This is a genomic window from Paracoccus sp. SY (assembly GCF_002901215.1).
GTDB classification, from domain to species: domain Bacteria; phylum Pseudomonadota; class Alphaproteobacteria; order Rhodobacterales; family Rhodobacteraceae; genus Paracoccus; species Paracoccus acridae.
Genome location: NZ_NWMQ01000006.1, coordinates 15,866 through 40,640 on the forward strand (window position 1 = coordinate 15,866; position 24,775 = coordinate 40,640).

The following is a 24,775-nucleotide window of genomic DNA, read 5'->3' on the forward strand; positions in this document are numbered from 1 at the left end:
GTATTTTAACGAGTCGTTAACCAATCCGAGGCGTTGATGTGAAAGCGCCCGCAGCCAGGGACTGCGGGCGCTTGCTTGTCCAGACAGGCTGCGATCAGCGGCGCAGGCCCAGCTTGCCGATCAGGTCGGTATAGCGGGCTTCGTCCTTCTTTTTCAGATAGTCCAGCAGCTTGCGGCGCTGCGCGACCATCATCAGCAGACCACGACGCGAATGGTTGTCTTTCTTGTGGGTCTTGAAGTGCTCGGTCAGGGTGGCGATGCGCGACGACAGGATCGCGACCTGCACCTCGGGCGAACCGGTGTCGCCTGCGGCCGTGCCGAATTCCTTGATGACGCGGGCTTTTTCTTCGACGGTGATCGACATCGGGGTCTCCTTTCAGGAAAGGGGTTATGGCGCAGGCCGGGATGTCGTCCAGCACGGGCCCGTGGAGTGTCCGTCCGGCAGACCGGGACGGATGCGCGCCGATACAGGAAAAACGCGCCGGGGGAAAGGGGGGTTGCGACCTTAACCCGGCGTGCGGACGATCACGATATCCGCGACCGCCAGGCCGCCGCCCTGCAGCATCCTGACCACGGGATCGCCGTTCACCGTCACCAGCATCGTGCCATCCTTATCCTGGACAAGCCCGACCTGCGCGTCCTGCGCCACGCTTTTGGGCAGGTGCAGGATCATCTGATCCTCTGTCGCGTCGAAATCGGCAATCACCGGCAGGATCTCTGCGCCCTGCTTCACGATGAAATCGTCGGCCCCCGCCTGTCCTTCGGCGAAATCGGCGCTGCCCGGCATCAGCGTGTCGTCACCCTCGCCGCCGTGCATCCAGACGGTCTGGGGATCATCGTCACCCACCAGAAGGTCGTTGCCGCGCCCCCCGTCAAGATCGTCGCCGCCCCCGCCCGCGACAAGGACATCGTCCCCGTCATGGCCGGAAAGCCAATCGTTCCCGGCCCCGCCGAACAAGGTGTCCTGGCCTTCGCCACCATAGATCGTGTCGTCGCCATCCTCGCCCCAGATGATGTCGTCACCACCCTGCCCGGCCAGCGAATCGGCACCCGCCCCGCCCCAGATCTCGTCCGCGCCGGCCGCATCGTATTCACCATCGCCCTGGATCCAGTCGTCGCCCGCCCCGCCGAGGATGGTGTCGTTGCCCCGACCGCCCTGCAGGTCGTCCGCAGAATCTCCGCCTTCGATCAGGTCGTCTTCGGCTTCCGCGTCGGGCACCGGCTCAGGCAGCGGAAGAACCGGCTCCTCGGGGATTTCGCCCAGTTCGGGGGCCCCGGAACTGACATCGCCCACCTCGCCCGGATCGGCGGTGCCCAGGGTCGGGGGAAGGCCATCGGTGTCGTCGTCATCATCGGCTCGGCTAGGGGCCAGATCAAGCGCGGCACCGGCCGCAGCAAGCGCCATCAGACTGGCAAGCACGAACATGGCGGAACCCCGAACAGCGACACAACTTGGTAATACAACCGCAAGGCGACATTAACCAAGAGATTTATAAAGGAAGGGTTAATCCGTGTCGGAAATCATGCACTGGACATGAAAAACCCGCCCAGGGGGCGGGTCGTTTCGTTTTCGATGCGATCGCGCCGGATCAGCCCTGGCGGGCCTTGAAGCGGCGGTTGGTCTTGTTGATCACATAGATGCGGCCCTTGCGGCGCACGATCTGGCAGTCGCGATGCCGGCTTTTCAGCGAGCGGAGCGAATTGCGAACCTTCATCGGTTTTTCTCCATCACGCGGCTCGCAGCCGCAGGAAAACGAAATGCCCCCGACAACGGCCGGGGGCGGCGAAAACATGGTGGGCGGTACTGGGATCGAACCAGTGGCCACTACGATGTCAACGTAGTGCTCTACCGCTGAGCTAACCGCCCGTCCTTGGGTGATCCCGGAAACATCTGCGACATGTCCGGCACCGCCTTTCGGTCCGCGTGTCTATATAGGGGCGCTTTGGGGGTTTCAAGCCCTATCGCAGCAGGAAAATTATCGCTTATATGAACATGAGGAAACCGCCTGCCGGGGACTGACTTGACCGATTCCGACCTGCCTGTCCTGATCGACCGGCCCGGCACCTGGGCCAGCGGCGTGATTTTCGGATCGCCTCATTCGGGCCGGACCTATCCCGACTGGTTCCTGGAAGGCACGAAGCTGCCCCCCGAAACGCTGCGGTCGTCCGAGGATGCCTTCGTGGACCGCCTGATCGCCTGCGCACCGTCCTTTGGCGCGGTGACGATTCGCGCCCAGGTGCCGCGCGCCATCGTCGATCTGAACCGCGCCCCGGACGATATCGACCCCCTGGTGGTCCGTGGCGTGCCCCGCCATCCGCTGAACCAGCGGACGCTGGCGGGCCTTGGGGTGATTCCCCGCGTCGTGTCCCAGGGTCGCGCCATCCTTGAACGCCCCATCGACAGGGCCGAGGCCGAACGGCGCATCGACGCCTATTGGCGGCCCTATCACCAGGCCCTGACCGGCCTGATCGCCGAGGCGCGGTCGCGGTTCGGCCAGGCGATCCTGATCGACATGCATTCCATGCCCCATGACGCGCTGAACCACCTGCAGGGCGCGCGCCCCGACATGGTGCTGGGCAACCGCCACGGGTTGTCCGCCTCGGCCCGCGTGTCGGATGCCATCGTCGCCGCGGTCGAGGCCGAGGGCTGGCGGATCCGGCGCAATTCGCCCTTTGCCGGGGCCTATATCTGTTCGGCCTATGGCCGGCCCTGCCATAATGTCCATGTCGTGCAGCTGGAAATCGACCGGGCGCTGTACATGGATGAAAAGACCATCACCCCGCATGGCGGCTTCGACGATGTCGCCGCCCGGATGGCCCGGGTGATTCGGACGCTGTCGGTCCTGGATGCCGACGGCCGGTCGGACGCGGCGATCGCCGCCGAATGACAGGAGCGCGCGATGAACGACCTGCCTGACCTGATCGGCCAGAACCTTGCCTTGATCGTCCTGGCGGTCCTGATCCTGATGGCGGCCCTGTCTGCCGTGAAGATCGTCCCGCAATCCGAGAAATATGTGGTTGAACGATTCGGGCGGCTTCATGCCGTGCTGGGTCCGGGGATCAACCTGACGGTGCCCTTCCTGGACCGCGTCGCGCATCGCATTTCCATCCTGGAACGGCAGTTGCCCTCGAACAGCCAGGATGCCATCACGGCGGACAACGTGCTGGTGCAGGTGGAAACCAGCGTCTTCTATCGCATCATCGAACCGGAAAAGACGGTTTACCGCATCCGCGACATCGACGCCGCCATCGCCACCACGGTCACGGGGATCGTCCGGTCGGAGATCGGCACGATGGAACTGGATCAGGTGCAGTCGAACCGGGCGCAACTGATCACCCGGATCCGCGAATCGCTTGCCAATGTCGTGGACGACTGGGGGATCGAGGTCACGCGGGCCGAGATCCTGGACGTGAACCTGGACCAGGCCACCCGCGCCGCCATGCTGCAACAGTTGAACGCCGAACGCGCCCGCCGCGCCCAGGTGACCGAGGCCGAGGGCAAGCGCCGCGCGGTCGAACTGGCCGCTGATGGCGAACTTTATGCCGCCGAACAGCTTGCCAAGGCCAAGCGCGTCTTGGCCGATGCCGAGGCCTATGCCACCGCCGCCATTGCCGAGGCGATCCAGAAGAACGGGTTGGAGGCCGCGCAATACCAGGTCGCGCTGAAGCAGGTCGAGGCCCTGGCCGATATCGGCAAGGGCCAGGGCAAGCAGGTCGTGCTGGTTCCGGCGGCGGCGCTTGACGCCTTTACCGACGCCTTCGGGCTGTTGCGCGGGCGGTCGCCCTCGTGAACGGCTGGTGGTGGCTGATCGCGGCCTTCGTGCTGGCGGGGGTGGAATTGATGGTGCCGGGCTGGGCCTTCCTGGGGCTTGCCGCATCCGTCGGGCTGATGGGCGTTCTGCTGCTGACCGGGCTGTGGACGGCGGGGTTGCCGCTGACGCTGGTGGTCACCGCGATCCTGTCCGCCATTGCCTGGCTGGTGTTTCGGCGGCTGTGGCCCACCAGCCAGGGGGAACGGCGCGTCTGGGACCGCGACATCAACGACTGACGGCGCAAGCGGATGTCGGATGGGTATTTGGGCAACGAAGAAGCCCCTAGCGTAGGGCCGCGATCCCGCGCACCAAGGGACGCATTGCATCGCCCTTGACCATCCAGCTTGTCGCAAAGGCGAAGGTGGCGGCGGTCTCCAGCCAGAAGACGGGCCGCAGATAGGACAGGCTGTCGTCCAGTCCGGTCGCGAACAACACCCCCACAAGCCCGATACTGACGATGATGGTCCAGCCGCAGAGGCGGTAGATCCGGTTGGAGGCCTGCTTTTCCGCATCATCCACCGCGCCCTTGGTGAACAGGATCAGGCAATAGATCGCCAAGGCACCGAAGAAGACCCCCGCCGCGACCAGATGCACCAGCGACGACCAATCCGCGCCGCCGCGATCCAGCAGGCATTGCAACAGCGTGCAGATCGGTTCGGGGGCACCCTCGGGCGCCTTTTCATCGGGGCTGGTGGGTACCAGGGCCACCAGGGCAATGGCCACGGCCGCCACGCGCGCCGTGCCCTTGTCCGTGATCCAATCGCCCGCATCGGGGCGAAACCCCTCATAGCTCCACAGGAACACCGCCTGCGCGATCAGGGTGCCGACGAAGACCTCTCGCATCGGGCTGTAATAGGCCGACGAAATGCTGGGCAGGAGGTCGCCCCGCAGCAGGCCATAGGCCAAGAGCGCCAGCGGCAGGAAGAACCCAAGCGCCCCGATCGCCCGCCGGACCGCCAGGAAGGACAGGACCAGATCGTTATGGGCCTTTTGGGAAAAGCCGCTTTTGTCCGCCATCCTGGCCCCCTTTTCGCCAGACTGGCGCGGATGGGACCGGCGGTCAATCAGCCGCGCATCTCGGCCAGGATGGCCTGGGCTGCGGCGCGGGGATCGGCGGCCTGCCAGATGGGGCGGCCGACCACGATATGATCCACCCCCGCGGCAATCGCGCTGGCGGGGGTTTCCACGCGCTTCTGATCGCCCAGATCCGCGCCAGCGGGCCGCACGCCCGGCGTCACGATCAGCCGCGATCCCGGCAGGGCGCGGATGGCCGCCGCCTCTCGCGGGGAACAGATAATGCCGTCGGCCCCGGCTTCGAAGGCGCGGGCGGCGCGTTCCACGGTGATCTCGTGCAGATCGCCCGGCTGGATCATGCCCGCGTCAAGGTCCGCGCGTTCCAGTGAGGTCAGGATGGTCACGCCCAGGATTTTCAGGTTCGATCCCCCTGCCCCTTCCTTGGCGGCGCGGATCACATGCGGGTCGCCGTGGACGGTCAGGAAATCCAGGTCGAACCGCGCCAGGCCGCGCACGGCGGCTTCCACCGTGGCGCCGATGTCGAACAGCTTCATGTCCAGGAAGATGCGCTTGCCATGATCGGCCTTCAACTCGTTCGCAAGCGCCAGCCCGCCGCCCGTCAGCATCCCCAGGCCGATCTTGTAGAAGCCCACGGCATCGCCCAGCCGTTCCGCCAGGTCCAGCCCCGCCAGGGCATTCGGCACATCCAGCGCCACGATCAGCCGGTCATCCATCCATCCGCCCTTTCCCGCAAAATCGCGGCGTTATGGCACAACGCGAAACGGCTTGAAAGTATTGGCAAGCAACCCAAATCATAACCGAAGACCCGGACCGGGGCGCGCCGACAGGGTGCCTGCGACACGGGGGCTAGAGGAAGGAGATATTGTCGATGAACATGGAAAAGTTCACCGAACGGTCGCGCGGCTTCATGCAGGCCGCCCAGACCATCGCGATCCGCGAGGAAAACCAGAGGGTCGTTCCCGAACATCTGCTCAAGGCGCTGATGGACGACGACCAGGGGCTGGCGTCGAACCTGATCACGCGCGCTGGCGGCGATGCCCGCCGCGTGAAGGAAGCCGTGGACCAAGCGGTCGCCAAGCTGCCCAAGGTCAAGGGCGGCAATGGCCAGGTCTATGTGGACCCCTCGCTGGTGCGCGTGCTGGACGAGGCCGAGCAAGTCGCGAAAAAGGCGGGCGACAGCTTCGTTCCCGCCGAGCGCATCCTGATGGCGCTGACGATGGTCAACACCCGTGCCCGCGACGCGCTGTCGGCGGGCGGCGTCACCGCGCAAAAGCTGAACGCGGCCATCAACGACATCCGCAAGGGTCGCACGGCGGACAGCGCGTCGGCCGAGGACAGCTATGAGGCGTTGGAGAAATATGCCCGCGACCTGACGCAGGCGGCGCGTGACGGCAAGATCGACCCGATCATCGGCCGGGACGAGGAAATCCGCCGCGCCATGCAGGTGCTGTCGCGCCGCACCAAGAACAACCCGGTGCTGATCGGCGAACCGGGCGTGGGCAAGACGGCGATCGCCGAGGGTCTGGCGCTGCGCATCGTCGATGGCGACGTGCCCGAATCCCTGCGCGACAAGCGGCTGATGGCGCTGGACATGGGTGCGCTGATCGCCGGCGCCAAATACCGGGGCGAGTTCGAGGAACGGCTGAAGTCGATCCTGAAGGAGATCGAGAATGCCGCGGGCGAGATCATCCTGTTCATCGACGAACTGCACGTCCTTGTCGGCGCGGGCAAGACGGACGGGGCCATGGATGCCGCGAACCTGATCAAGCCCGCGCTGGCGCGGGGTGAGCTGCATTGCGTCGGCGCCACGACCTTGGACGAATACCGCAAGTATATCGAAAAGGACGCGGCCCTGGCCCGGCGCTTCCAGCCGGTCCTGATTGAGGAACCGACGGTCGAGGACACGATTTCCATCCTGCGCGGCATCAAGGAGAAGTATGAGCTTCACCACGGCGTCCGCATCTCCGACGCGGCCTTGGTCGCGGCGGCGACGCTGAGCCACCGCTATATCACCGACCGCTTCCTGCCCGACAAGGCCATCGACCTTGTCGATGAGGCGGCGTCGCGCCTGCGCATGGAGGTGGACAGCAAGCCCGAGGAACTGGACCAGCTTGACCGCCAGATCCTGCAGATGCAGATCGAGGCCGAGGCGCTGAAAAAGGAAGACGACGCGGCATCCAGGGACCGGTTGGAGCGGCTGGAACGCGACCTGTCCGACCTGCAGCAGCGCAGCGCCGAGATGACCGCCCGCTGGCAGGCCGAACGCGACAAGCTGGAAGGATCGCGCCATCTCAAGGAACAGCTTGACCGGGCGCGGGCCGAACTGGACCAGGCGAAGCGCGAGGGCAACCTGGCCCGCGCGGGGGAACTGTCCTATGGCATCATCCCGGGCCTGGAACGCCAGCTTGCCGAGGCCGAGAACGGCGGCGCGGACGGGCTGATGGTCGAGGAAGCCGTCCGCCCCGAGCAGATCGCCGAGGTCGTGGAACGCTGGACCGGCATCCCCACCAGCAAGATGCTGGAAGGCGAGCGCGAGAAGCTGCTGAAGATGGAGGAGCAGATCGGCGCCCGCGTTATCGGCCAGCAGGAAGCCGTGGTGGCGGTCAGCAACGCCGTCCGCCGCGCCCGCGCGGGCCTGAACGACGAGAACCGCCCGCTTGGGTCGTTCCTGTTCCTGGGTCCGACCGGCGTCGGCAAGACCGAACTGACCAAGGCCTTGGCCGAATACATGTTCGACGATGATTCCGCGATGGTCCGCATCGACATGTCCGAGTTCATGGAAAAACATTCCGTGGCGCGGCTGATCGGCGCCCCTCCGGGCTATGTCGGCTATGACGAAGGCGGTGTGCTGACCGAGGCCGTGCGGCGGCGTCCCTATCAGGTGATCCTGTTCGACGAGGTCGAGAAGGCCCACCCGGACGTCTTCAACGTGCTGTTGCAGGTTCTGGACGACGGACAGTTGACCGACGGCCAGGGCCGGACGGTGGACTTCAAGCAGACGCTGATCATCCTGACCTCGAACCTGGGGTCGCAGGCGCTGTCGCATCTGCCGGAAGGATCGGATTCGACCGATGCGCGCCAGCAGGTGATGGAAGCGGTCCGGGCGCATTTCCGGCCCGAATTCCTGAACCGCCTGGACGAGATCATCATCTTCCGCCGCCTGTCGCGGCAGAACATGGACGGGATCGTCAAGATCCAGTTGCGGCGGCTGGAACAGCGCCTGGCCGGGCGCAAGATCACGCTGGACCTGGACGATGCCGCGCGCAAGTGGCTGGCCGACCAGGGCTATGATCCGGTCTTCGGGGCGCGTCCCCTGAAGCGAGTGATCCAGCGGGCCTTGCAGGATCCCCTGGCCGAACTGCTGCTGTCGGGCGAGGTGATGGACGGTCAGACGGTGCATGTGACCGCCGGGCCGGACGGGCTGATCGTGGAAAACCGCGTGGGCCGGGCAGGCCACAAGCTTGGGGCCGTCGGCGAAGGCCCCAAGCCCGAGGCAACCGTTCACTGAACATGAAAAGCGCGGGACGATGGAAAGTCCCGCGCTTTTCCCTTGCGAGAGAAGCCGCCAGAGGCTTCGCAGGGAGGAGGGCGCGTCTCTGGCGGCCGTGACGGCGGGGACCGTCCTGGTCGGAGGGATGCGGGCTATCCTGCCCGCATGTCCATCATACACCCGATGCTTTCCGGTATTCAGTCAGATCATGCTGCGATGCAGCAAGAATCCTGCCTGCTGCCTCGGGATTTGGCAGGCTGCCCGCCTTGCAGGCAGGATGATCAGGCGGACTTGCCCGCCAGTTGCGCCACGCCCATGACCTCCAGCACCTTTGCCTCGATATGGGCGGCGTTCAGCGCCGAGGTGTCGTACATCGCATAAGGCGCGTCGTGATCGACGAAGCGGTCGGGCAGGACCATCGACCGGAAGCGCTGGCCCCGGTCGAAGATGCCTTCATCGGCCAGCAGTTGCGCGACATGGCTGCCGAAGCCGCCGACCGCGCCCTCCTCCAGCGTGATCAGCGCGTCATGGCTGGCCGCCAGCCGCAGGATCAGGTCGCGGTCCAGGGGCTTGGCGAACCGGGCATCGGCAATCGTGGGCGTGATGCCGCGCGCGCCCAGCGATTCGCAGGCCTTCTGCGCCTCGGACAGGCGGGTGCCAAAGGACAGGATCGCGACGCCCTTGCCCTGCTGGACGATGCGGCCCTTGCCGATCTCCAGCACCTGGCCGCGCTCGGGCATCTCGACCCCCGTCCCCTCGCCGCGCGGAAAGCGGAAGGCGATGGGGCCGCTGTCATGGGCGGCGGCTGTGGCGACCATGTGCATCAGTTCGGCCTCGTCCGCGGCGGCCATCACCACCATGCCGGGCAGGTTCGCCAGGAAGGCGATGTCATAGGCGCCCGCATGGGTCGGCCCGTCCTGGCCCACCAGTCCGGCGCGGTCGATGGCAAAGCGGACGGGCAGGTTCTGGACCGCCACGTCATGGACCACCTGGTCATAGCCGCGCTGCAAAAAGGTCGAATAGATCGCGCAGAAGGGTTTCAGGCCGCCCGCAGCCAGACCCGCCGCGAAGGTGACCGCGTGCTGTTCGGCGATGCCCACGTCGAAGGTCCGGCGCGGAAAGCGTTCGGCGAACTGTTTCAAGCCCGTGCCGTCCGGCATGGCGGCGGTGATGCCGACGATCCTGTCGTCGCGCCCGGCCTCGTCGATCAGGGCCTTGGCGAAGACCGCCGTGTAGCTGGGCGCGTTCGACTTGGCCTTGGCCTGAACGCCCGTCACCATGTCGAACTTGCCCGTCGCATGGCCCCGGTCGGCGGCGTTTTCCGCCGGGGCATAGCCCTTGCCCTTTTTCGTAACGGCATGGATCAGCACCGGCCCGGTGGCCCGCGACTTCACCGTGCGCAGCAAGGGCAGAAGCTGGTCCAGGTCATGCCCATCGACCGGGCCGACATAGGAAAAGCCCAATTCCTCGAACAAGGTGCCGCCGATGGTCATGCCCTTCAGCATTTCCTTGGCCCGGCGCGCGCCCTCCTGGAAAGGCGGCGGCAGCAGGCCCACGGCGCCCTTGGCGGCGGCCTTCAGGTCCTGGAACGGGCCGCGCGTGTAAAGGCTGGTCAGATAGGACGACAGCGCCCCCACCGGCGGGGCGATGGACATCTCGTTGTCGTTCAGGATGACGATCAGCCGCTTGCCCAGGTGGCCTGCGTTGTTCAACGCCTCGAAGGCCATGCCCGCGCTCATGGCGCCGTCGCCGATCACCGCGATGGCATCGCCCGGATCGCCACCCAGGTCGCGCGCCACCGCAAAGCCAAGCGCGGCGCTGATCGAGGTGCTGGAATGGCCCGCGCCGAAGGGGTCATAGGGGCTTTCGGCGCGTTTCGTGAACCCCGCCAGCCCGCCGCCCATCCGCAGGGTGCGGATGCGGTCGCGCCGGCCGGTCAGGATCTTGTGGGGATAGCACTGGTGGCCCACGTCCCAGATGATCTTGTCGCGCGGCGTGTCGAAGACCGCGTGCAGCGCCACGGTCAGTTCCACCACCCCCAGGCCCGCGCCCAGGTGGCCGCCGGTGACGCTGACCGCGCTGATGGTTTCGGACCGCAATTCGTCCGCCAACTGGTGCAGTTCGCGGTCGCTGAGCGACTTCATGTCCGAGGGCAGCGTGACCCGGTCGAGGATCGGCGTCTTGGTCAGGTCGGTCATCGGCTGGCCCTTCGGGCGAAAGATTGCAGGGGCGGGCGTCGTTCAGGTGTCGCGTTCGATAACGAAACGCGCCAATTGGCGCAAGTTTGCAGCGTTCTCGCCATAAGGCGCAAGGGCTGCATCGGCATCCGCGACCAGCCGCGCAGCCTCGGCCCGCGCGCCGTCAAGGCCCAGCAGGGACACGAAAGTGGCCTTGCCCGCCGACGCGTCCTTGCCGACGCGCTTGCCGGTCACATCTTCGTTTCCGGTCACGTCCAAGATGTCGTCGGCGATCTGGAAGGCCAGCCCAAGCGCCTCGGCGTAGGCTGCCAAGGGCGCCGGGTCGGCATCCGCGATCAGCGGTCCGGCGATGGCGGCAAAGCGGATCAGCGCGCCGGTCTTGCCGCCCTGCAGCCGGGTGATCTGGTCCAGCGTCAGCGGCGTGGCGGCCGTTTCCGCCTTGATGTCCAGGGCCTGTCCCCAGACCATCCCCGCCCCGCCCACGGCCTGCGCAAAGGCCGCGACCAGCCGGCGCGTTGCGGCATCGCCAATAGCAGGATCGGCCAGCAGCCCGAAGGCCAGCGATTGCAGCGCGTCGCCGGCAAGGATCGCGGTGGCCTCGGACCATTTCACATGGACGGTCGGCTGCCCGCGCCGCAGGTCGTCGTCGTCCATCGCGGGCAGGTCGTCATGGACCAGGGAATAGGCGTGCAGCGCCTCGACCGCCGCCGCCACCGGCAGCGCGGCATCGTCGGGCACGCCATGCAGGCGCGCCGATTCCAGCACCAGGAAGGCCCGGATCCGCTTGCCACCCGCACAGGCATAAGCCATCGCGTCGCGCAGTTCCCCACCGGGCAGATCGCCGATCGCCCGGTCAAGCGCGTCCTGGACCTGCGCCTTCACCGCCGAAAGCCGTGACTGCATCACAGCCCCTCGGCCGGTTCCGTTCCCGTGGGCTGGCCATTGGCCGCAAGGGTGATCTTTTCCACCCGGTCCTCGGCCTCGCGCAGGCGTTTCTCGCAATGCTGGCGCAGGGCGGCGCCGCGTTCGTAAAGCTTGATGGACTCATCTAGCGTGGCATCGCCGGTCTCCAGCTTGCCGACTGTGGCCTCAAGTTCCTTCATGGCTTCCTCGAAGCTCATGTTTTCAACGTCAGTCATTCTTGGGCCTCCAGCAGGACTTGGACATGGGCGCGGGCGGACCGGCCCAGGGCGTCCAGATCATAGCCACCTTCCAGGCAGGATACCACCGGGGCCGACAGATCCGCCGCCATGTCGCAGATCATGCGGGTGATGGCCGCGAAGTCGTCGTCGTCCCAGTTCAGTTGCGCCAACGGATCGGCCGCATGGGCGTCGAACCCGGCCGAGACGATCACAAGCTGCGGCGCGAAATCGCGGCAGCGCGCCAGGATATCGCGCCAGGCCGCCTGACCCGCCGCCCCGTCCGAGCCGGGGCGCAGCGGCACGTTCACCATCTGCCCATGCGCGCCCCGTTCGCCCGCCGCCCCCGTGCCCGGATACAGCGGCATCTGGTGGCTGGAGGCGAAGAAGGCGCGGCGTTCATCCCACAGCAGGGCCTGCGTGCCGTTGCCGTGGTGGACGTCGAAATCCAGCACCGCCACGCGGTCCAGGCCGTGATGATCCAGCGCCCGCAAAGCGGCGATGGCCGCGTTGCCGAAGATGCAAAAGCCCATCGGCGTCTCGCGTTCGGCATGATGGCCGGGCGGGCGCATGGCGACAAAGGCGTTGGCGACCTCGCCCGCCAGCACCGCGTCCACCGCCGCCACCGCCCCGCCCGCACCGCGCAGCGCCGCATCCAGGCTGCCGGGCGACAGGTGGGTGTCGGCGTCCAGCATCTGCCAGCCTTCATCCGGGATCGCGCCCCGGATCCGGTCCAGATAGGATTGCGGATGGCAGCGCAGGATCTCGGCCTCGTCGGCGCGGGGCGCCTCGCGCCGGTCCAGGGGCAGGTCGGCAAGCGCGTCCAGGACGGCCGCCTGGCGGGCGACCTGCTCGGCATGGCCGGGGGGCGTGATGTGGCGTTCGGCGTCGGGGTGGGTGAACAGGGCTGTGGTCATGGCGGCCTTTCCTATACGTCCATCTTGCCGATCAGGGGCAGGTCATCCTCGGGGCCGACGCTGTCACGCTCGATCATGCGGTGGACCAGCGGATCGCCCTCGCCCTGGTGCAGGGCGCGGAGCGCCACCGTGATCTCCGCGTCCGATTTCGTGCGGCGCAGGTTGTGGCGGACATATTCGTCCCAGGTCGCGATGTGATAGCTTTCGGACCATTGGTCGGGATGTTCCAGGTCGCGCAGAAGCGCCCAGTTCCGCGCGCCGTCGCGGCGGCGGATGTTGCGGCGCAACTGCATCAGGCGCAGGAATTCCGGCACGTCCTTCTGGGCGATCTGGTAATCCACCATCACCATGATCGGACCCGACCGCCCGCGCAGGTCGATGCGCAGGGCCGGCTCGCGGAAGCGGTTGACCGGGTCCAGATCGGCAGTGCCGAAATCGGGCGCCCGGAACCAATGCCCGATGACCGCGCCCACCAGCAGCACGATCCCCGCCGCCGTCAAGGCATCGCCCAGGCCATAGGCACCGGCGATGCTGCCCCAGATCCAGGATCCCGCCGCCATGCCGCCAAAGGTCGCCGTCTGGTACAAGGCCAGCGCGCGGGCCACGACCCAGCGCGGCGTGGACAGTTGCACCGTCACGTTGAACAGCGACAAGGCCAGCACCCAGGACGCGCCCGCAGGCAGCAGCGCCACGGCGTGCAGCCAGACATTCTGCGTCTGGCCCAGCACGATGGCCGACAGGGCGAAGCCCGCAAAGGCCACCCGCACGATGTTTTCATTGTCGAAACGCGCCCGGATGCGCGGGTTCAGCGCCGCGCCCGCGATGGCCCCCACGCCGAAGCAGCCCAGCAATCCCCCGAACAGCATCGACCCGCCTTCGGGATGGGACTTGGCCACCAGCGGCAGCAGCGCCATTACGGACACGGCGGCAAAGCCGAACAGGGCGGCGCGTCCGATCACCTTGGTCAGGTTCGGCGACAGGAAGACATAGCGCAGTCCGGCGGCCACGGCGGGCAGGAACTCCTCGCGCGGGGCAGTGCGGGGGGCGACGTTCGGACGCCAGCGGAACAGCGCGCCCAGCAGCGGAACATAGCTGACGGCGTTCACCGCGAATGCCGCAGCCGCCCCGAAGGCCGCGACGATGAAACCGCCCGCCGCAGGGCCGACCGAGCGCATGAGGTTGAAGCCGACCGAGTTCAGCGTGACCGCCGCAGGCAGGTCCGCCCGCGGCACAAGATCGCCCATGCTGGCCTGCCAGGGCGGGTTGTACAGTGCCTGCCCCGCCCCGATCAGGAAGGTGAAGGCCAGCAGCAGCCAGGGCGTCAGCCAGCCCTGCCAGGCGACGATCGCCAGGGCCAGCGACACCGCCGCCATGAAGCATTGCGCGAACATCAGGATCGCCTTGCGGTCGAAGATGTCGGCAAGCGCCCCCGACGCCAGCGCCAGAAGCATGATCGGCAGCGTGTTCGACGCCTGCACCAGGGCGATCAGCGTGGCGCTGTCGGTCAGCTGCGTCATCAGCCAGGCCGCGCCCACGGCCTGGACCAGGCCGCCGAAGTTCGACACCAGCGTCGCGCTCCACAGCAGGCGGAAATCGCGGTGTCGGAACGGGGCAAGGGCGGATGCGGTTGGGGGCCGGGATGCTGTCTGATCGGTCACTGGAACGGTCGCTCTGGGCTTTAGGGCAGCCTAGCCAGCCGGGCGGCGGGGGGCAATCTGCGGTCTTGGGATGGCCCTTCTGGGCCAGGATGAAACCAAACCAAACGACAAGTTGTTCCAGCGTCAGTCATTCTTGAACAGACTGCTTCTCTTTCGCCACAAGGCCGGGATTGCCGTCGGCCCGACCAAGCTGCAAGGCTTGACGCCGATGCCTGTGACAGGCTGATGAACCGATATGCGAATCGCCGCCGATCCTGCGATGGGCGGTGCTTCAGGAAATTTATGCTGCCGGCGCGGACTCCGCGACGCCGTATGCCATGAAGGAAGTTGATGATGATGCGTCTTGTCACCCTGTTCACGGCGCTTGCCCTGGGGCTTGCCGCATGTGGGAACAACAGCCAGCCGATGACCCTGGCCACTCCCTCCGTGCCCGAAGCCTATCAAGCGCGCGTGGACACCGGCCCGAACGGAGAGCCGGTCCAGATCCCTGCGATCCGCGCCGCCTATCTGACTGAACGGAACCAGCGCCAGCAGGTGCCCTATAACGGACCCGAAGCCCCTGGAACGATCGTGGTCGATCCCTATGCCCGCGTGCTGTATCACGTCCAGCCGGGCGGACAGGCGATGCGCTATGGCGTGGCGGTGGGCCGGGCGGGCACGGGCTATGCGGGAACGGCGACCATCGCGCGCAAGGCCGCATGGCCAAGCTGGCGGCCGACCGACAACATGATCCGCACCCAGCCCGACCTTTACGCGCAATTCGCGGGCGGGCTGTCGGGCGGGCTACACAACCCGCTGGGGCCGCGCGCCTTGTATCTGTATGAAGGCGGACGCGACACCTATTACCGGATCCACGGGACGATGGACCCGTCCTCGGTCGGCAAGGCCACCTCGGCGGGCTGCATCCGGCTGTTCAACCAGGACATCATGGACCTGTTCGGCCAGGTCAGCAACGGCACGACGGTTCATGTCCGCAGCCAGGCCGAAAGCCTGCGCTATGAAGGGCCGATGACCGAGACCCCCGAAGGCTATGTCGAACCCGCCGGACAGCCCTCTGTTCCGGCCGGCGCCGCGGCGCTGGCCCCGACGGCGGCCGCCTATCCGGCGACCTCGATGGTGACCGATCCCTATGCGGTCACGACCATCAGCACGCCCTACAGCGCGCCGGTCACGACCATCTCCCCGGTGGAAAGCGCCGTTCAGTAAATCGGGCGGATCGCCCTTGAAGGCCCCGGCTCCGACCGGGGCCTTTCCAATTGCAAAACCGGAAAATCTTTCGCAACATTCGCGCGAAATCACGCCGCCCCAGGGAAGAAGCGATGCCCAACTACAGCAAGCTGGAACAGGAACTTCTGACCGTGGAACAGCAGGCCCTGACCGGCAGAAGCCGTGGCCCGGCCCTTGGCCATCTGGACGACGGGGCACTGGGCGCGCTGATCGCCGAGTTGAAGGCCGCGGTCGAGCAGGCGGGACCGCGGGGCGAAAACGGCCAGGTGGCGGCAGCCGACCTCCTGGCGGCGGCCATCCGGCGGGCCAGGCGCGAACGGCGCAAGCGCAAGTCCGCCCCCGCATCCGGCAGCGCCAGCCCTACGGTCGCACCGGTCGCACCGGTCGCGCCGAAGCCTGAAAAGCCTGCCAAGCGCAAGCCCGCCTCGCCCGCCAGAAAGCCTGCCGGCCGCGAAAAGGCCGAGGTCCGCAAGCCTGACCTGCGCACCGGGTCGCGCCGCGTCGCCAAGGCGGGCGCCAAGCCCGCCGCCGCTGTTCCTGCCGAAACCGTGCTGGCTGCCAACGCACCCATGGCCCCCGTCAAGCCCACGACCCCGGTCCCATCCCTGCCGGAAAGTCCCGCCCCGGCAGTCAAGACCCAGGACAAGGCGGCCCGCAAGGCCGCGAAAGAGGCCGAGAAGGAAGCCCGCAAAGCCGCCCGCAAGGCTGAAAAGGACGTCGCCAAGGCAGAGAGGAAGGCCGAAAAGAAGGCGGCCCGCAAGGCAGAGAAGGACGCCCTCAAGGCCGGTGCGAAAGCCGACAAGCCGAAGGGCAAGGACAAGAAGAAGAACAAGGGCAAGGCCGGCAAGACCAAGCCCGATCCCTTGGACGTCGCCTGATCCTGCTTGCCATGACGATCCCCCGCCCCCCCGCAGGATGGTTCCGGCGAATGGCTGCGGTGCTGGCAATGCTGGCCGCGCCCGCCGCGCAGGCCTTTCCCGCCGTCGATGCGGTGGCTGGGCGCCCGCCCGCCCGCCAGTCGGAAACGCTGCGCTGCACGGATGACGGGCGCGATTGCGTCCGCCTGGATCACTATGCCGCCGATGTCTGCAAGCTGATCGAACGCAATGCCGCCGAACGCGGGCTGGACCCCAACTTCCTGGCCCGTCTGTTGTGGAAGGAAAGCCGGTTCGAACCGGGCGCGATCAGTCCCGTTGGCGCGCTTGGCATCGCGCAGTTCATGCCGGGCACGGCCGATCTTTACGACCTGCACGATCCGATGAACCCGGCGCAGGCGATCCACAAGTCGGCCTGGTATCTGCGCCACCTGACCAACATGTTTGGCAATATCGGCCTTGCCGCCGTGGCCTATAACGGAGGGGAAAACCGCGCGGCGCGCTTCATCGGCCAGAACGGCGGCCTGCCTTACGAGACACGGGACTATGTGGCCGCCATCACCGGGTTTGACGCGCTTCGCTGGCGCGACAATCCGCCCCCGGCCGGGGAACTGAAGCTGGCCCTGGACCCCGACCTGGCGTTTCGCCCGGCCTGCGAGAAGCTGGCGGGCGAACGCAGGCTGCGCGAATTCGTCACGCAGCCCAAGGTCTTTCCCTGGGGCGTGATCGTGGCCAGCCATCCCAGCCAGTCGGGCGTCATCAGCCAGGTCGCCCGCCTGAACCGCAGCCTGCGCCCGATCCTGGGCGACAAGCAGGTGGGTTATGTACGCAAGCGCCTCGGCGGGGGGCGCCCGGCTGTCTATACCGCGCAGATCGGATGGGACAGCAGGCGCGAGGCCGCCGCCTTCTGCAACCGCCTCAAGCAGTTGGGCGGGCGCTGCATCGTGCTGAGGAACTGAGGCCTACAGTCCGTTCAGCTGCGCAAAGACCTGGTCATAGCGCCCTTCGGCTTCGGCATTCTTCAGGAAGTCCAGCCTCTTGACCCCGACCAGGGGCGGCGTCGGATCCTGGTTCAGGATGCCCATCACCTCGTCGATGAAATCGGCCAGCGGCATGGCGTTCGGATCGGTGGCATGGCCGGGCATCAGGTCGGTCTGGACGGCGGGCGGCGCCAGCTCAAGCACCTCGATCCCGGTATCGCGCAATTGGGCGCGCAGGGATTGCGACCAGGAATGGATCGCGGCTTTCGTGGCCGAATAGGTGGGCGTCCGCACCAGCGGCACGAAGGCCAGGCCCGACGACACCGTCATGATCGTCGCTTGCGGCTGTTCCAGCAGATGCGGCATCAGCGCCGCCGTCAGCCGGATCGGGCCCAGCAGGTTGGTGGCGACCGTCGCCTCGGCCGTGTCCAGGAAATCGCCGGTCACCTCCTCGGCCACCATGATCCCGGCGTTGTGGATCACGACGTTCAGCGCCGGGTGATCCGCCGTAATCCGCGCGGCGAAGGCCCGGACGGCCTCGGCGTCGGTCACGTCAAGCGGGTGGCCGATCATGCCCGGATGTTCGGAGGCGATCTGGTCCAGAAGCGCCGCGCGGCGCCCGGTGATGATGACAGTGTTGCCCGCCGCATGGAGCCTCTGCGCCAGGGCAAGCCCGATCCCCGAGGTGCCGCCGGTCAGAAGGATGGTGTTTCCGCTGTTCTGCATCGCTTGTCCTTTCCGTTGGATGGGCTAGATATGGCACCAACTGCTTTCTTTTCGGAAGAAGGCACCGGAAAGATTTATACTTACCTGATGGAGAGTATCTTGCCGCCATCCCCGCCCCTGGCCGAAATCGATCCGCGCGTGACGCAACTGGTCAACGACCTGATCGGCCGCGTGGCTGACAAGTGGACCATGCTGATCCTGGAAGCCCTGACCGAGGGCGGAGAGATGCGCTTTTCCGCCATCGGCCGCGCGGTGCCGGGCATCAGCCAGAAGATGCTGACCCAGACCCTGCGGCAGATGGAGCGTGACGGATTGCTGACCCGCACCGTCCATCCGGTGATCCCGCCGCGCGTGGACTATCGCCTGACCGACCTGGGCCTTGGTCTGGCCGAGGCCTTCTGCGGCGTCTGGCAATGGGCCGAAACGCATCTGGACCGGATCGAGGCCGCGCGCCGCGACTTCGACAGCCGGTCGTAAGACAGGCGGTCGTAAGAACTGGGCCTAAAGAAAGCTCTGCGGGTCGATGTCCACCGACAGCCGCAGGTTCGTGGGCGGCTTATGCGGGGCCAGCCAGTCGGCGATGGCGGCCTGGACCGGAGCCTGGCGGGGGGCGTGGACCAGCATCCGCATCCTGTGGCGGCCCCGGATGCGTGCGATCGGCGCGGGGGCCGGACCCCAAAGCTGCGCGCCCGCCTGTTCCAGCGGCGCGGCATGGGCGGCCAGGTGGCGGGCGAAATCGCTGACCACGCTCAGGTCCGGGTGGGACAGGATGATGCCTGCCAGGCGGCCGAAGGGCGGCATTCCGGTGGCCTGGCGGCCTGCGGCCTCGGCGTTCCAGAAGGCCTCGTCCTCGCCCGAGAGAATCGCGCGGATCACGGAATGGTCGGGCTGATGGGTTTGCAGCAGGGCCAGGCCCGGCGTGGTCCCGGACATCCGGCCCGCGCGCCCCGCCACCTGGCGCATCAATTGGAAGGACCGTTCCGCCGCGCGCAGGTCGGCGCCCTGCAGGCCCAGGTCGGCGTCGATCACGCCCACCAGCGACAGGCGCGGGAAGTTGTGGCCCTTGGCGACGATCTGGGTGCCGATGATGATCTGGGTGTCGCCGTTCGCGATCTCGGCGATGGTGTCCTTCAGCGCGCGGGCGGAATGGAACAGGTCGGATGACAGGACCGTGGCCTTGGCGTCGGGAAAGCGGGCCGCGACCTCCTCGGCAATGCGCTCGACGCCGGGGCCGATGGGGGCCAGCTTGCCTTCCACCTTGCAGGACGGGCAGGCGGTCGGGATCGGCCGCGTTTCGCCGCATTGGTGGCAGATCAGGCGGTTCTGGAAGCGGTGTTCCACCATCCGCGCGTCGCATTGGTGGCAGGCGATCTGTTCGCCGCAGGCCCGGCAGACCGTGACGGGCGCAAAGCCGCGCCGGTTCAGGAACAGAAGCGACTGTTCCCCCTTGGCGATCCGCGCATCCACCGCCCCCGCCAGCGAGGGCGAGATCCAGCGGCCCGAGGGCATCTCCTCGGCCCGCAGGTCGATGGCGGCCATGTCGGGCAGTTCCGCCGTCCCATAGCGCGAGCGCAGATCCAGCCGCCGATACTTGCCCATGCCCGCGTTCACCCAGCTTTCCAGGGACGGCGTGGCCGATGCCAGCACCACCTGCGCCCCGTTGATGGATGCGCGCAGCACCGCCATGTCACGGGCGCTGTAATAGACCACGTCTTCCTGCTTGTAGCTGCTGTCGTGTTCCTCATCGACGACGATCAGTCCCAGGTCGCGGAAAGGCAGGAACAACGCCGAGCGCGCGCCCACCACAAGGCCCACCTGCCCCCTGCCCGCCATGTGCCACAGCCGGCGGCGTTCCGTGCGGGTGATGCCGCTGTGCCATTCGCCGGGCCGCGCGCCGAAGCGGGCCTCGACCCGGTCCAGGAATTCGGCCGAAAGCGCGATTTCCGGCAGCAGCACAAGCGCCTGCCGGCCCTGCGCCAGGCATTCGGCAACGGCTTCCAGGTAAACCTCGGTCTTGCCGGACCCGGTCACCCCGCGCAGCAGGGTGGTGCCATAGCCGCCCGCCCGCACCGCCCCGCGCAGGCTGTCGGCGGCGGCCTGCTGGTCGGCGTCCAGCGGCTTGCCGGCGCGCGCGGGATCCAGCGGGGGATAAGGCAGGTCGCGCGGGGCCTCAACCTCGGCCAGGGTGCCTGCGGCGACAAGGCCCTTGACCACCGCCGTGCCGACCCCCGCCAGTTGCGCCAATTCGGACGGCGCGAAGCTGGCCCCGCCGTGATCGGCCAGGACCTGCATCACGCGTTCCCGCGCCTCGGTCATGCGCGTCGGCGGCGTCCCTCCCGGCACGATCACGCGGCGCGCGGCGGGCGGCTGGTCCAGGTCGGGCGCGCGGGTCGCCATGCGCAGCATCAGCGGCAGCGGCGTCAGGGTGTAATCGGCCGCGCGGGTCAGGAAGTCCAGGAAACGCGCGTCAAAGGGTTCGGCGTCCAGCACGCGCGCCACGGGGCGCAGCTTGGCCAGGTCGAAATCGCCCAGGCCCGGCCCCCAGACCAGGCCCAGAACCCGGCGCGGCCCCAGCGGCACCTGCACAAGTTGGCCCTGCGCCACGCCCCCTTCGGGCGCCAGGTAATCCAGCACGCCCACCGGCTCGACCGTCAGGACGCCGATCCGGGCGCGGGCTTCGAAAAAGGCGGGCTGGGTTTTCATCGCCCTTGATAAAACCTCGCCCTGCGTCGGTTGCAAGGCCCGCCCTGCCCCTTTCGGCCAAGGCGGTTTTGCGCTATCACCCCAGCGAACCGCCTTACCGGAGCAGGACCATGAAATTCTTTCTTGATACCGCCGATGTGGATGCCATCCGCGAACTGAACGAACTGGGCATGGTCGATGGCGTGACCACCAACCCCTCGCTGATCCTGAAGGCCGGCCGCAACATCGAGGAAGTCACGCGCGAGATCTGCGAGATGGTCAGCGGCCCCGTTTCCGCCGAGGTCGTGGCCGAAAGCGCCGAGGACATGATCCGCGAAGGCCGCCATCTGGCCCAGATCGCGCCCAACATCGCCATCAAGGTGCCGCTGACCTGGGACGGGCTGAAGGCCTGCCGGACCTTTGCCGACGAAGGCCACATGGTCAACGTGACGCTGTGCTTCACCGCGGCCCAGGCGATCCTGGCCGCCAAGGCGGGCGCCACCTTCATCAGCCCCTTCGTGGGCCGGCTGGACGACATCGGCCTGGACGGCGTGGACCTGATCGCCGACATCCGCGAAATTTACGACAACTATGGGTATGAAACCCAGATCCTCGCCGCCTCGATCCGGTCGGTGAACCACATCGTCGAGGTGGGCAAGATCGGCGCCGACGTGATCACCGCACCCCCTGCCGTCATCAAGTCGATGGCAAAGCATGTCTTGACGGACAAGGGGCTTGAGCAGTTCACTGCCGACTGGGCCAAGACCGGTCAGAAGATCGGCTGAACAAAGGGGACAGGCATGGGGACGGAACAGCAGGCGGGGCTGGACCCGGAAACGCGCGACAAGCTGCTGGCCGATCCCGGCGTCATCCTGGCCGACCGCGACCTGATGCGCGCCCTTGTCGCCGCGCGCGAGGCCGAGGTCGGCGACAACGTGATCGACATCCGCGGCCGCGCGATGGAGGCGCTGGAAACGCGCCTCGACCGGCTGGAATCGCAGCATGAAAGCGTGATCGCGGCGGCCTTCGACAACCAGTCGGGCACGGCGGTGATCCATCGCGCGGTGATCGGGCTGCTGGAATCGGCCGATCTGGCGGAACTGGTGGACAGCCTGCAATCCGACATCGCCCCCCTGCTGCGGATCGAGACCCTGCGGCTGGTGGTCGAACCCGACCCCATCATCCCCGGCCTGCCCGAGGATGCGGTCCTGGTGCCCGAAGGCGCCATCGGCCGGATCGTCGCGGCCGGGCGGCGCACGCCGCGCGGCGACGACATCGTCTTGCGCCCGGCCTCGCCCGTCACGCAACTGATGCACGGCCGGTCCGTCGCCTCCGAGGCGCTGTTGCCCATCGACCTGGGCGCGCGACGCCCCCGCGCCATGCTGCTGATGGGCAGCGCCGACAAGACCCGCTTCATGCCCGCGCATGGCACCGACCTGCTACGGTTCTTTGCCCAGGTCTTCCGGCTGGTCCTGCTGTCGCGGCTGCGCGGATGACGCGGCCGCTGGCCGTCGGTCCCTTGGCCCTGGCCCCCGCTATGGCCGATGCCCTGGCCCGCTGGCTGGAGGTCGAGGCCGCGACCCGCGACCGATCGGACCACACGATCACCGCCTATCGCGGCGATCTTCTGGCCTTCCTGGCCTTCCTGGGCGGCCATCACGGGCAACCCGCCACGCCGAAATCCCTGGCTGACCTGCGCCAGACCGACATGCGCGCCTTCGCCGCCGCCGAACGGGCGCGGGGCCTGGGTGCGCGGTCGCTGGCCCGGCGGCAATCGGCGGTGCGCAGCTTCCTGCGCTGGATCGGGGACCGCGAGGGCCATGACCTGTCGGCGGCGCTTTCCACCCGCAGCCCGAAATACACCCGGTCCCTGCCCCGCCCCCTGACGCCCGACCAGGCGCGGGATACGCTGGACATGGTGGCCCTGGGCCATGACACGCCCTGGGTCGCCGCCCGCGACACGGCTGTGATGACGCTGCTGTGGGGCTGCGGGCTGCGTATCTCCGAGGCGCTGTCCCTGAATGGCGACGACTGGCCCTTCCGCGACAGCCTGACCATCACCGGCAAGGGCGGTCGCCAGCGTCACGTTCCCGTCCTGCCGGTGGCGCGTCAGGCCGTGGCCGATTACCTGCGCCTTTGCCCCTGGGAACCGACCCCCGGCCAGCCGCTGTTCCGCGGCGTGCGGGGCGGGCGGCTGGCGCCCGGCATTATCGAGGGGGCGATGCAGAAGGCCCGCGCGGCCCTGGGCCTGCCCCCCACGGCCACGCCCCACGCGCTGCGCCATTCCTTTGCCACGCATCTGCTGGCGGCGGGGGGCGACCTGCGCACGATCCAGGAACTGCTGGGACATGCCAGCCTGTCCACCACCCAGGTCTATACCGGCGTCGATGACGCGCATCTGATGGCCGTCTATCGGGCCGCGCATCCGCGTGGCTAGCCCGGCGGGGTTGGGGTCGAACCGGGCCGCGCGTTGCCGCGTTCAGCACGCAGGATCAGAAGGATATCACCATGACCACACATGCGATCTTCAACCGGCCGATGGATGCCCCCGTTCCCCAGGGCCTTGACCAGGCGATCTTCGGCATGGGCTGCTATTGGGGGGTGGAACGGCTGTTCTGGCAGCAGAACGGGGTCTGGCTGACCCAGGTGGGTTTCGCGGGCGGCACGGTCGAGAACCCGACCTATGACCAGGTCAAGACCGGCACCACCGGCCATGCCGAGGTCGTGCGCATCCTTTATGACAGTTCCAAGATCAGCTATGACCACCTGCTGCAACTGTTCTGGGAAAACCACGACCCGACCCAGGGCGACCGGCAGGGGAACGACGTGGGAAGCCAGTATCGCAGCCTGATCATGGCCTTCAACGACAGCCAGCTTTCCGCGGCCGAGGCGTCGAAGATCGACTATGACAACCGCCTCGCCGTGGCGGGCTTTGGCAAGATCACCACGCAGATCGTCGGTCCCGCGCCCTTCTGGCCCGCGCACGAGGCGCATCAGCAGTATCTGCACAAGAATCCCGATGGTTATTGCGGCCTGAAGGGCACGGGGGTAGAGGCGTCCATGCCCAACCCGGATCCGATCCCATGACCACCTATTCCGCGCTGACCCATGTCCAAGGCCGCGAGGCCGCCGAAGCCCTGGCCGAGGCCTGCGAGGATCTGGAGCCCGAGCCCGTCGGCACCGGCGTCTTCGAGATCGAGGACGGATCGGACCGCTGGGAGGTGGGCGTCTATTTCACCGAAGCGCCGGACGAGATCGCGCTTGCGCTGTTGGCTGCGGCCTTCGGGGCCAACCCGTTTGCGGTGTCCGAACTGCCCGACGTGGACTGGGTCGCCCATGTGAAGCGCGAACTGACCCCGGTGCGCGCCGGGCGCTTCTTCGTCCATGGCAGCCATGACGCCGACAAGGTGCCCGAGGGTGTCGAGGCGCTGTGGATCGAGGCCGCGATGGCCTTCGGCACCGGCCATCACAACACCACCAAGGGTTGCCTCGAGGCGCTTGACCGGCTTGAAGCGCAGGGCTTCCAGCCCCGCCGCATCGTCGATATCGGCTGCGGCACGGCGGTCCTGGCAATGGCGGCGGCGCGGCTGTGGCCGGTGACGGTGCTGGCCAGCGACATCGACGCGGTGGCGGTGGATACGGCTTCGGCCAACGTGATCGCCAACGGACTGGACGGCCGGGTCATCTGCATCGAGGCGGCGGGCTTCGGCCACCAGATGCTGGAAGACAACGCCCCCTATGACCTGGTGCTGGCCAATATCCTCAAGCAGCCTCTGATCGACCTGGCCCCGCAGATGGGTGCGATGGTCGCCCCCGAAGGCCGGATCATCCTGTCGGGCATCCTGGTCACCCAGGCCGACGAGGTCGTGGAAACCTATCGCAGGCAGGGGTTCGACCTGGACCGGCGTGACGATCTGGCGGATTGGTCGGCGCTGACGCTGGTGCGGAAATCCTGATCGGCCAGGGCAGACTTGAAAAACCGGGGAATGCATGCTATCTGACGGTGGCTGATGTTCTTCCTTCGACCTTCTGTCTG

26 protein-coding genes and 1 tRNA gene are annotated in these 24,775 nt (G+C 67.4%); 14 read left to right on the forward strand and 13 right to left on the reverse strand.

Going from position 1 to position 24,775, the window contains the following annotated elements; translation table 11 throughout:
* Positions 1 to 94 precede the first annotated feature (94 nt).
* From rpsO to CK944_RS06960, 4 genes are all read right to left on the reverse strand, one after another.
* Positions 95 to 364, reverse strand: a complete 270-nt coding sequence (gene rpsO, locus CK944_RS06945) for a 30S ribosomal protein S15 (RefSeq protein WP_103172335.1) — start codon at positions 362 to 364, stop codon at positions 95 to 97.
* Between the two features lie 141 nt (positions 365 to 505).
* Positions 506 to 1,426, reverse strand: a complete 921-nt coding sequence (locus CK944_RS06950) for a calcium-binding protein (protein ID WP_239985988.1) — start codon at positions 1,424 to 1,426, stop codon at positions 506 to 508.
* A 163-nt stretch (positions 1,427 to 1,589) separates the two neighbouring features.
* Positions 1,590 to 1,715, reverse strand: a complete 126-nt coding sequence (ykgO, locus tag CK944_RS06955; protein WP_028725484.1) for a type B 50S ribosomal protein L36 — start codon at positions 1,713 to 1,715, stop codon at positions 1,590 to 1,592.
* Between the two features lie 77 nt (positions 1,716 to 1,792).
* Positions 1,793 to 1,867: transfer RNA gene (locus CK944_RS06960), tRNA-Val, on the reverse strand.
* Between the two features lie 154 nt (positions 1,868 to 2,021).
* Here CK944_RS06960 and CK944_RS06965 point away from each other — a divergent pair.
* Genes CK944_RS06965 through CK944_RS06975 form a run of 3 tightly spaced genes read left to right on the forward strand, consistent with a single transcriptional unit; the run spans position 2,022 to position 4,048 of the window.
* Positions 2,022 to 2,888 (forward strand): N-formylglutamate amidohydrolase, encoded by an 867-nt coding sequence (locus tag CK944_RS06965; protein ID WP_103172336.1) that lies wholly within the window; start codon positions 2,022 to 2,024, stop codon positions 2,886 to 2,888.
* A gap of 12 nt (positions 2,889 to 2,900) precedes the next feature.
* A complete protein-coding gene (locus CK944_RS06970) occupies positions 2,901 to 3,791 on the forward strand; it encodes an SPFH domain-containing protein (protein ID WP_103172337.1) in 891 nt (296 codons plus the stop codon).
* Positions 3,788 to 4,048, forward strand: a complete 261-nt coding sequence (locus CK944_RS06975) for an NfeD family protein (RefSeq protein WP_103172338.1) — start codon at positions 3,788 to 3,790, stop codon at positions 4,046 to 4,048. Before CK944_RS06970 ends, CK944_RS06975 begins: the two co-directional genes overlap by 4 nt.
* 46 nt (positions 4,049 to 4,094) lie before the next feature.
* On the opposite strand, the gene CK944_RS23170 is transcribed toward CK944_RS06975, so the two are convergent.
* Positions 4,095 to 4,829: a DUF998 domain-containing protein gene (locus tag CK944_RS23170; RefSeq protein WP_103172339.1), complete on the reverse strand. Its 735-nt coding sequence runs from the start codon at positions 4,827 to 4,829 to the stop codon at positions 4,095 to 4,097.
* 47 nt (positions 4,830 to 4,876) lie between these two features.
* On the reverse strand, positions 4,877 to 5,560 hold the full coding sequence (gene pyrF / locus CK944_RS06985) for an orotidine-5'-phosphate decarboxylase (protein WP_103172340.1): 684 nt from the start codon (positions 5,558 to 5,560) through the stop codon (positions 4,877 to 4,879).
* Between the two features lie 155 nt (positions 5,561 to 5,715).
* Here pyrF and clpB point away from each other — a divergent pair, with 155 nt between their 5' ends.
* Entirely contained in the window at positions 5,716 to 8,355 is a 2,640-nt protein-coding gene (clpB, locus tag CK944_RS06990) for an ATP-dependent chaperone ClpB (protein ID WP_103172341.1), read from the forward strand.
* Positions 8,356 to 8,618: 263 nt separating this feature from the next.
* On the opposite strand, the gene dxs is transcribed toward clpB, so the two are convergent.
* From dxs to CK944_RS07015, 5 genes are read right to left on the reverse strand one after another with little or no spacing between them, the layout of a single operon-like run.
* On the reverse strand, positions 8,619 to 10,535 hold the full coding sequence (gene dxs / locus CK944_RS06995) for a 1-deoxy-D-xylulose-5-phosphate synthase (protein WP_103172342.1): 1,917 nt from the start codon (positions 10,533 to 10,535) through the stop codon (positions 8,619 to 8,621).
* A gap of 42 nt (positions 10,536 to 10,577) precedes the next feature.
* The gene (locus CK944_RS07000) at positions 10,578 to 11,438 is read right to left on the reverse strand and encodes a polyprenyl synthetase family protein (protein ID WP_103172343.1); all 861 of its coding nucleotides are present in this window, start codon (positions 11,436 to 11,438) and stop codon (positions 10,578 to 10,580) included.
* On the reverse strand, positions 11,438 to 11,674 hold the full coding sequence (locus CK944_RS07005) for an exodeoxyribonuclease VII small subunit (protein WP_103172344.1): 237 nt from the start codon (positions 11,672 to 11,674) through the stop codon (positions 11,438 to 11,440). Before CK944_RS07005 ends, CK944_RS07000 begins: the two co-directional genes overlap by 1 nt.
* A complete protein-coding gene (locus CK944_RS07010) occupies positions 11,671 to 12,591 on the reverse strand; it encodes a histone deacetylase family protein (RefSeq protein ID WP_103172345.1) in 921 nt (306 codons plus the stop codon). Before CK944_RS07010 ends, CK944_RS07005 begins: the two co-directional genes overlap by 4 nt.
* Before the next feature lie 11 nt (positions 12,592 to 12,602).
* Positions 12,603 to 14,249 carry an MFS transporter gene (locus tag CK944_RS07015; protein WP_103172346.1) on the reverse strand — a complete coding sequence of 549 codons (1,647 nt, stop codon included), beginning with the start codon at positions 14,247 to 14,249 and terminating at the stop codon, positions 12,603 to 12,605.
* Positions 14,250 to 14,319: 70 nt separating this feature from the next.
* On the opposite strand from CK944_RS07015, the gene CK944_RS23175 reads away from it, so the two are divergent.
* From CK944_RS23175 to CK944_RS07030, 4 genes are all read left to right on the forward strand, one after another.
* Positions 14,320 to 14,475 (forward strand): hypothetical protein, encoded by a 156-nt coding sequence (locus CK944_RS23175; RefSeq protein WP_158247969.1) that lies wholly within the window; start codon positions 14,320 to 14,322, stop codon positions 14,473 to 14,475.
* A gap of 104 nt (positions 14,476 to 14,579) precedes the next feature.
* Entirely contained in the window at positions 14,580 to 15,455 is an 876-nt protein-coding gene (locus CK944_RS07020) for a L,D-transpeptidase (RefSeq protein ID WP_371411654.1), read from the forward strand.
* Between the two features lie 113 nt (positions 15,456 to 15,568).
* On the forward strand, positions 15,569 to 16,354 hold the full coding sequence (locus CK944_RS07025) for a hypothetical protein (RefSeq protein ID WP_103172347.1): 786 nt from the start codon (positions 15,569 to 15,571) through the stop codon (positions 16,352 to 16,354).
* Between the two features lie 11 nt (positions 16,355 to 16,365).
* Positions 16,366 to 17,310: a lytic transglycosylase domain-containing protein gene (locus CK944_RS07030; protein WP_103172348.1), complete on the forward strand. Its 945-nt coding sequence runs from the start codon at positions 16,366 to 16,368 to the stop codon at positions 17,308 to 17,310.
* Between the two features lie 3 nt (positions 17,311 to 17,313).
* On the opposite strand, the gene CK944_RS07035 is transcribed toward CK944_RS07030, so the two are convergent.
* Positions 17,314 to 18,057: an SDR family oxidoreductase gene (locus CK944_RS07035; protein ID WP_103172349.1), complete on the reverse strand. Its 744-nt coding sequence runs from the start codon at positions 18,055 to 18,057 to the stop codon at positions 17,314 to 17,316.
* An 87-nt stretch (positions 18,058 to 18,144) separates the two neighbouring features.
* Between CK944_RS07035 and CK944_RS07040 the strand changes: the two genes are divergently transcribed.
* Positions 18,145 to 18,534, forward strand: coding sequence for a helix-turn-helix domain-containing protein (locus CK944_RS07040; protein ID WP_103172350.1), 390 nt, complete (start codon positions 18,145 to 18,147; stop codon positions 18,532 to 18,534).
* 24 nt (positions 18,535 to 18,558) lie between these two features.
* On the opposite strand, the gene CK944_RS07045 is transcribed toward CK944_RS07040, so the two are convergent.
* Positions 18,559 to 20,760 (reverse strand): primosomal protein N', encoded by a 2,202-nt coding sequence (locus CK944_RS07045; protein WP_103172351.1) that lies wholly within the window; start codon positions 20,758 to 20,760, stop codon positions 18,559 to 18,561.
* A gap of 110 nt (positions 20,761 to 20,870) precedes the next feature.
* On the opposite strand from CK944_RS07045, the gene fsa reads away from it, so the two are divergent.
* From fsa to CK944_RS07070, 5 genes are all read left to right on the forward strand, one after another.
* The gene (gene fsa, locus CK944_RS07050; protein ID WP_103172352.1) at positions 20,871 to 21,524 is read left to right on the forward strand and encodes a fructose-6-phosphate aldolase; all 654 of its coding nucleotides are present in this window, start codon (positions 20,871 to 20,873) and stop codon (positions 21,522 to 21,524) included.
* A gap of 15 nt (positions 21,525 to 21,539) precedes the next feature.
* Positions 21,540 to 22,235, forward strand: a complete 696-nt coding sequence (locus CK944_RS07055) for a DUF484 family protein (RefSeq protein WP_103172353.1) — start codon at positions 21,540 to 21,542, stop codon at positions 22,233 to 22,235.
* Positions 22,232 to 23,176 carry a tyrosine recombinase XerC gene (locus CK944_RS07060; RefSeq protein ID WP_103172354.1) on the forward strand — a complete coding sequence of 315 codons (945 nt, stop codon included), beginning with the start codon at positions 22,232 to 22,234 and terminating at the stop codon, positions 23,174 to 23,176. Before CK944_RS07055 ends, CK944_RS07060 begins: the two co-directional genes overlap by 4 nt.
* A 71-nt stretch (positions 23,177 to 23,247) precedes the next feature.
* Positions 23,248 to 23,826 (forward strand): peptide-methionine (S)-S-oxide reductase MsrA, encoded by a 579-nt coding sequence (gene msrA / locus CK944_RS07065; protein WP_239985989.1) that lies wholly within the window; start codon positions 23,248 to 23,250, stop codon positions 23,824 to 23,826.
* A complete protein-coding gene (locus tag CK944_RS07070) occupies positions 23,823 to 24,695 on the forward strand; it encodes a 50S ribosomal protein L11 methyltransferase (RefSeq protein WP_103172356.1) in 873 nt (290 codons plus the stop codon). The genes msrA and CK944_RS07070 overlap by 4 nt, the downstream gene beginning before the upstream one ends.
* Positions 24,696 to 24,775: the final 80 nt, after the last annotated feature.

What these genes read in the sequence shown, in the direction of transcription:
- rpsO (WP_103172335.1), bottom strand. Translation starts at nt 364, where the DNA reads ATGTCGATCACCGTCGAAGAAAAAGCCCGCGTCATCAAGGAATTCGGC.
- CK944_RS06950 (WP_239985988.1), bottom strand. Translation starts at nt 1,426, where the DNA reads ATGTTCGTGCTTGCCAGTCTGATGGCGCTTGCTGCGGCCGGTGCCGCG.
- ykgO (WP_028725484.1), bottom strand. Translation starts at nt 1,715, where the DNA reads ATGAAGGTTCGCAATTCGCTCCGCTCGCTGAAAAGCCGGCATCGCGAC.
- CK944_RS06970 (WP_103172337.1), top strand. Translation starts at nt 2,901, where the DNA reads ATGAACGACCTGCCTGACCTGATCGGCCAGAACCTTGCCTTGATCGTC.
- CK944_RS23170 (WP_103172339.1), bottom strand. Translation starts at nt 4,829, where the DNA reads ATGGCGGACAAAAGCGGCTTTTCCCAAAAGGCCCATAACGATCTGGTC.
- pyrF (WP_103172340.1), bottom strand. Translation starts at nt 5,560, where the DNA reads ATGGATGACCGGCTGATCGTGGCGCTGGATGTGCCGAATGCCCTGGCG.
- clpB (WP_103172341.1), top strand. Translation starts at nt 5,716, where the DNA reads ATGAACATGGAAAAGTTCACCGAACGGTCGCGCGGCTTCATGCAGGCC.
- dxs (WP_103172342.1), bottom strand. Translation starts at nt 10,535, where the DNA reads ATGACCGACCTGACCAAGACGCCGATCCTCGACCGGGTCACGCTGCCC.
- CK944_RS07000 (WP_103172343.1), bottom strand. Translation starts at nt 11,438, where the DNA reads ATGCAGTCACGGCTTTCGGCGGTGAAGGCGCAGGTCCAGGACGCGCTT.
- CK944_RS07005 (WP_103172344.1), bottom strand. Translation starts at nt 11,674, where the DNA reads ATGACTGACGTTGAAAACATGAGCTTCGAGGAAGCCATGAAGGAACTT.
- CK944_RS07010 (WP_103172345.1), bottom strand. Translation starts at nt 12,591, where the DNA reads ATGACCACAGCCCTGTTCACCCACCCCGACGCCGAACGCCACATCACG.
- CK944_RS23175 (WP_158247969.1), top strand. Translation starts at nt 14,320, where the DNA reads ATGGCCCTTCTGGGCCAGGATGAAACCAAACCAAACGACAAGTTGTTC.
- CK944_RS07020 (WP_371411654.1), top strand. Translation starts at nt 14,580, where the DNA reads ATGATGATGCGTCTTGTCACCCTGTTCACGGCGCTTGCCCTGGGGCTT.
- CK944_RS07025 (WP_103172347.1), top strand. Translation starts at nt 15,569, where the DNA reads ATGCCCAACTACAGCAAGCTGGAACAGGAACTTCTGACCGTGGAACAG.
- CK944_RS07030 (WP_103172348.1), top strand. Translation starts at nt 16,366, where the DNA reads ATGACGATCCCCCGCCCCCCCGCAGGATGGTTCCGGCGAATGGCTGCG.
- CK944_RS07035 (WP_103172349.1), bottom strand. Translation starts at nt 18,057, where the DNA reads ATGCAGAACAGCGGAAACACCATCCTTCTGACCGGCGGCACCTCGGGG.
- CK944_RS07040 (WP_103172350.1), top strand. Translation starts at nt 18,145, where the DNA reads ATGGAGAGTATCTTGCCGCCATCCCCGCCCCTGGCCGAAATCGATCCG.
- CK944_RS07045 (WP_103172351.1), bottom strand. Translation starts at nt 20,760, where the DNA reads ATGAAAACCCAGCCCGCCTTTTTCGAAGCCCGCGCCCGGATCGGCGTC.
- fsa (WP_103172352.1), top strand. Translation starts at nt 20,871, where the DNA reads ATGAAATTCTTTCTTGATACCGCCGATGTGGATGCCATCCGCGAACTG.
- CK944_RS07055 (WP_103172353.1), top strand. Translation starts at nt 21,540, where the DNA reads ATGGGGACGGAACAGCAGGCGGGGCTGGACCCGGAAACGCGCGACAAG.
- CK944_RS07060 (WP_103172354.1), top strand. Translation starts at nt 22,232, where the DNA reads ATGACGCGGCCGCTGGCCGTCGGTCCCTTGGCCCTGGCCCCCGCTATG.
- msrA (WP_239985989.1), top strand. Translation starts at nt 23,248, where the DNA reads ATGACCACACATGCGATCTTCAACCGGCCGATGGATGCCCCCGTTCCC.
- CK944_RS07070 (WP_103172356.1), top strand. Translation starts at nt 23,823, where the DNA reads ATGACCACCTATTCCGCGCTGACCCATGTCCAAGGCCGCGAGGCCGCC.